Source organism: Pedobacter sp., assembly GCF_041662865.1.
GTDB lineage: Bacteria > Bacteroidota > Bacteroidia > Sphingobacteriales > Sphingobacteriaceae > Pedobacter.
This window is the reverse complement of sequence record NZ_JBAZRL010000093.1, coordinates 1-5177: the sequence shown is the minus strand read 5'-3', so window position 1 is coordinate 5177 and position 5177 is coordinate 1. Positions and strand designations below refer to the sequence as shown.

The following is a 5177-nucleotide window of genomic DNA, read 5'->3' as shown; positions in this document are numbered from 1 at the left end:
AAAGCCCAGTTAATAAAATCTATTTGATGCGACAATAATTCTGCTGCTAATCCGCCAGAATATTCTTTGTACATCCGCCAGTTAATTTGTCTTTCTAAACTTGGATCTGGCACTGCTCTGCGCCAATTTCCATTGCGATCCCAACGACAATCTATCTGAGAAACTTTACCCAAATATCCACTTTGTACCATTTCTTTAACTTTAAAATACAAAGGGGAATAGCGATATTGATAACCAACCTGAAAAACTTGTTTAGGGTATTGTTTAACTAACTTTCGAAGTGCTAAAGCTTGGTCGATGTTGTAGGTCATTGTTTTTTCTACATACACATGTTTGCCAGCTAAAACTGCATCTTTAGCAATTTTAAAATGTTCGCTTAAGGGTGTTGCGATAAATACCGCATCAATCTTTTTATCGTCTAAAATTTTTCTGTATTCTTTTATGGCAATGGCCGATGAGGGCACATATTTTTTAGCTTCTTCTAGTCTAAAATCAAGTAAATCGCAATATGCGGCGATAGTATATTTATCGCTCATTTTCTGAATTACCGATAAAACGCCTTTACCTCTATCACCACAACCAATCATAGCCACATTAATAGGTGCTAAAGTCATGCTGGCAAAAATATTTTCAGCCATTAACATGCTCGAACCAAGTAAAGCTGATTTTTTAACAAAAGAACGACGTTGCATTATAAAGTCTTAATTTTTAGGGTTCTAAAGATTACCTTATTACCGTGATCTTGTAATAACAAATGACCTTTTACAGCTTCACCAAAGTTTTCCCAGTTTTTATATTTACTAATCGCTACTAATTTTTTGAACTCTTCAGAACCTCTGGTGTATTCTAAAACTTTAACTCCATTTAAATAATGTTCAACTTTATTGTTTGGATAAACTACTAATCTTCCATTATTCCAGCTACCGATTGGTCTTAAATAACGTGCTTCTTTTTTTGCAGTAAGCAAATCATATAATGATGCTAATGTTCTATTTCCATCACGACCTAGCTTTGCATCTGGGTGTCTTTCATCATCTAACACTTGATATTCTAAACCAATAGCAGATCCTGTGTTTTTCTCAGCAAGTGTTACGAAGTATTTCACACCACTATTTGCACCCTCGCTTAATTTAAATTCGAAAGACAAATCAAATGCTGCATATTCTTCTTTGGTTACAATATCACCACCATTAGTAGATTCTGCTCCGTTTGAAGGCAATACTGTTAATTGTCCATTGGCAATGTCCCATCCCTTAGTTGGAAATGTAGTTTTATACGCACCAACCCAACCTGCATTTGTTTTCCCATCAAATAATAATTTATAGCCATTTGCTTTTTCGTACGTAGATAAGGTATTTGGAGTTAAGTTCACTGTATAAATCCCTTTTGGAAAAGCCTGTGGTTTTAAATTTTCTGTTTGAATGTTGATGTTTTTGAAATATACTTTTTTACCATCCAGTTTAAGATTTGCGCCAATTCCATGTACTTGCAAACCAATAAAACCAGTTTTATCTAAGGTGTCAATTACATAAGCTACTGGAATTCCATTAACCCAAGTTTTGGTTTCGTTACCAATACATTCTATTTTGTAATGGTTAAATTCTTCTGATTTATACGCAGATTTTGCAGCTGTATTCAATTCCAGAGGATAAAGCCAAAGTCTTCTTGCCTCGTCATATACTCCACCAGTCCATGCTCTTGCGGTTGGATCTATTTCAACTTGTCTACCAAATACCATTCCTTTACCTTTATTTCCTGCTGCGTCGTAATGGCTACGTGTTTGTATACCTGAATTAGTTTCAGTTCCTTCTAATTTTACGTCTAATTCCAAGATAAAATCACCGTATTCTTTTTCAGTAACCAAAAATGAGTTTGGAGATCCTTTAGTCATTGTTCCGACAATTGCTCCATTTTCTATTGCATAAGGAGCTGAACCTACGATAGCTTTCCAACCTTTTAAAGTTTTTCCATCAAATAAGGGTTTACTTTTTTGGGCATTGGCAACTGATAAAAAACTTATAACTGAGAGGGTTAAAAGGCACGATTTTTTAAGGTAACTGAACATAATTTATTTAAGTTGATTTTCTAATTTTTTATTTCTATCGTCATTGCGAGGCACGAAGCAATCTTACAACTAAGGCAATTATTTATCGCTTTAAGATTGCTTCGTGCCTCGCAATGACGATTTATTAATTTAATATTTAAAGATTTTCCCACCAGCCACTACTTCTTGTAATTTTTCATCAAAAGTGGCTTTAGCGCCTGTGTGAACCGCAGCATTTGTCATAATATTTGCAATAGAATGTGCGTACCCAGCTTCTACTGGCGCATTTGGTGTTTTTCTACTTCTCACACATTCATCCAATTACGCATGTGACCAGAAGTTAAAGCATCACCGCCCATATTCGCAGCAGTTTCAACTTTAATTGCCTTTTTTGAAAGGTCGAATGGCTCTAGTAGGTTTGGCTTCATACCCATTGCGGCAGCTTCTCTTACTCCTAATCCGCCTTTTGGTGATACTTTATTGGTCATTAAGTTTAATTCGCCGCCATTTGAATAATAAACTTCGCCAACATCACCAACACTATTTTGCATTCTTGAAGTGAACGTAACTTGAAATCCATCGCTTCCATCTGGCTGACCATAATCAAATACGGCTACCATCGAATCCCAATTTTTACGACCATCTTTCCAAGTGTAAATTCCGCCATTAGCAACCACGCTTCTAGGATGTTTTAATTTGGTAAACCAGTGTACAGTATCAATTTGATGTGACATCCATTGTCCAGGCATACCCGAAGAATATGGCCAAAACAATCTATATTCTAAGTATTTTCTAGGATCATACGTATCCGCAGGGCGATTAACTAAAAAGCGCTTCCAATCAATATCTTCTTGTTTGAGTTTAGCAACTAAATCCGGTCTGCGCCATCTACCAGGTTGGTTAACATTCCAAACTAAGTCTACTGCTGTAATTGCGCCAAATTTACCATCTTGAATATACTGAGCAGCATTTGCGTAATTTTCTCCACTTCTGCGTTGCGAACCAATTTGAACAATTTTATTACTTTCTTTAACTGCTTTTAAAGCTGCTTTTGCATCAGCCATCGTTTCTGCAAATGGCTTTTCAATATACGCATCACATCCCGCTTTTACGGCTTCAATGGTATGCATAGCATGCTGAAAATCTGCTGTACTAACAATAACCGCATCCAAATCTTTCATGGCATACAGTTCATCATTGTTTCTACAGGCTTTAATATCATGACCCATTTTTTCTTTTAGATGGGCAATACCTAAATCTCTACGATAATTCCATAAATCAGAAAGCCCTACAATATCAAAATTGAGTTCTTTATTATGGTTTTGAAAACATGGGAAAAGCGTGTCTTTAAATCGGTCTGAAAAACCTACTACACCTACTCTAACTCTATCGTTAGCGCCTATAATTCTACTGTAACTTTTTGCGCTGCTAGTTAATGTACCTGCATAAGTAGCCGCGGCAAGCAATGCAGATTGCTTGATAAATGTTCTTCTAGTATTACCCATTCCAGAACTCAATTAAATAAGTGAAAGATTTATTATTTGGTTAGAATTAAATCGATTAACCCCCTTTCAATTATATGATTTTTTACTCAAAAACAGTAATGCTTACTGTAAAATTTTTACGCAATCGTTTCTAACTGAATTAAAAGCGGAAATATCGAATAATAGCCGAAGTATATAGTAAAATGGATTGCTAGTATTATTTGATTTCTGATGCCGAAATATTCCAGAAAGTATATTTCCCTAAAGTATAAATCGGTGTTTCTGCACCATGAAAGAATTTCACATCTGCTCTTTTACCTTGTTTAAAAAGCATTCCTTTTAATGTATACTTTTTATCAATTGCTAAACCAGCAGCTTGATCAGCAGACATGATGCCTCTAACTTCTAATTCAATATTATTGAGTAATGATTCCTTCGGCCTTGTTGCATCTTTAAACCCCTTAAACACACCCATTTTTACAGGCTGATCGCTTACTGTTGTATCTATTATTGCGGTAAGTTGTAATGGAAAGTCTGCTAAAAAATTAGCTTCGTTACTGAGATTAATCATTTTATGTTTAAACTTCTCAGTAGCATCAGCTTCTGTATTTACATTTTTTGTCCAATCGGGATTAAGTTTGATAAAATCGCTTACTTCTTTTTCAAGAAAAATTTTAGAATCAAAACCTTTAGGTTTTTCAGAACAGGCAATTAATACAACTGCCATTACAAAATACATTAATTTTCTCATTAGTTTAAGGAATTTATAAATTCAAATTAGCCATTTTTTCTGTAGAAGGAACTGGTTTTAACTCTTTAACCTGCATTGGATAAACGCCTAAAACATAAATTGAACCATCAGATTTTTTATAATAATTTACATCTGCACGTTTGCCTTGTTTATAAATCAATGCTTTAAGATAATATTTTCCGCCCAATACCAATCCTTTTGCTTCATGATCAAACTGGAAGATTCCATTTATTCTCAATTCCATTCGATTCAACAAAGAGCCTTTATCGCGAAGTAAATCTGTATAGGTTTCAAATGTGGCTATTTTAAAACTTTGTGTTCCCATTACTGTATCGCGGATATTTGTTGCCTGTAAAGGAAAATCTGCTAAAAAATCTATGTTATTGCTCAAACCCTTAATTTCTCTTTGAAATTTATCAAGTGCTTCAGCATAAATAACACTATCCTCACTATTTAACTCAGGATTTTTATTTACATAGTCAATTAAACTCTGCTCTATAAAAATCTTCGATTGATAGGTGATTTTAGTTTCGGTTTTTTGTTCGTTAGTACATCCTAAAAGGACAACTAACAATGCAATAAATAGTATAAGTCCTTTTGCCTTCATTTGAATTATCCTTCTAAAGTTTCTAAACTTTCGGTTATAATTTTAATTTTAGATTCTGCATCAGCCTTTTTATTGCGTTCATTTGCAATAATTTCTGGTTTTGCATTTTGCACAAAACGTTCATTACTTAATTTCGCATCAACAGATTTTAAGAAACCTTGTAAATATTCTAATTCTTTTGTCAATCGTTCTTTCTCCGCATCCAAATCCACATTTTCATTTAAAACGATGAAAAATTCATCATTTCCAACCATAAAACTAGCGGCGCCTGCAATCTTATCATTTACTAAT

At 34.3% G+C, this 5177-nt stretch carries 4 protein-coding genes and 2 pseudogenes; all 6 read right to left on the bottom strand.

The window, feature by feature from the left end; genetic code table 11:
- On the bottom strand, positions 1-692 hold a 692-nt coding region (locus WC622_RS16360; protein ID WP_372820763.1), incomplete at its 3' end, for a Gfo/Idh/MocA family protein.
- A complete protein-coding gene (locus WC622_RS16355) occupies positions 692-2065 on the bottom strand; it encodes a DUF1080 domain-containing protein (protein ID WP_372820762.1) in 1374 nt (457 codons plus the stop codon). The genes WC622_RS16360 and WC622_RS16355, both read right to left, overlap by 1 nt.
- 129 nt (positions 2066-2194) lie before the next feature.
- Positions 2195-3549, bottom strand: a pseudogene (locus tag WC622_RS16350) (Gfo/Idh/MocA family protein).
- Between the two features lie 196 nt (positions 3550-3745).
- On the bottom strand, positions 3746-4279 hold the full coding sequence (locus WC622_RS16345) for a hypothetical protein (protein WP_372820761.1): 534 nt from the start codon (positions 4277-4279) through the stop codon (positions 3746-3748).
- Between the two features lie 13 nt (positions 4280-4292).
- On the bottom strand, positions 4293-4886 hold the full coding sequence (locus WC622_RS16340; RefSeq protein WP_372820760.1) for a hypothetical protein: 594 nt from the start codon (positions 4884-4886) through the stop codon (positions 4293-4295).
- A gap of 5 nt (positions 4887-4891) precedes the next feature.
- Positions 4892-5177, bottom strand: a pseudogene (locus WC622_RS16335) (valine--tRNA ligase); the annotation flags it as partial.

What these genes read in the sequence shown, in the direction of transcription:
- WC622_RS16355 (WP_372820762.1), bottom strand. Translation starts at nt 2,065, where the DNA reads ATGTTCAGTTACCTTAAAAAATCGTGCCTTTTAACCCTCTCAGTTATA.
- WC622_RS16345 (WP_372820761.1), bottom strand. Translation starts at nt 4,279, where the DNA reads ATGAGAAAATTAATGTATTTTGTAATGGCAGTTGTATTAATTGCCTGT.
- WC622_RS16340 (WP_372820760.1), bottom strand. Translation starts at nt 4,886, where the DNA reads ATGAAGGCAAAAGGACTTATACTATTTATTGCATTGTTAGTTGTCCTT.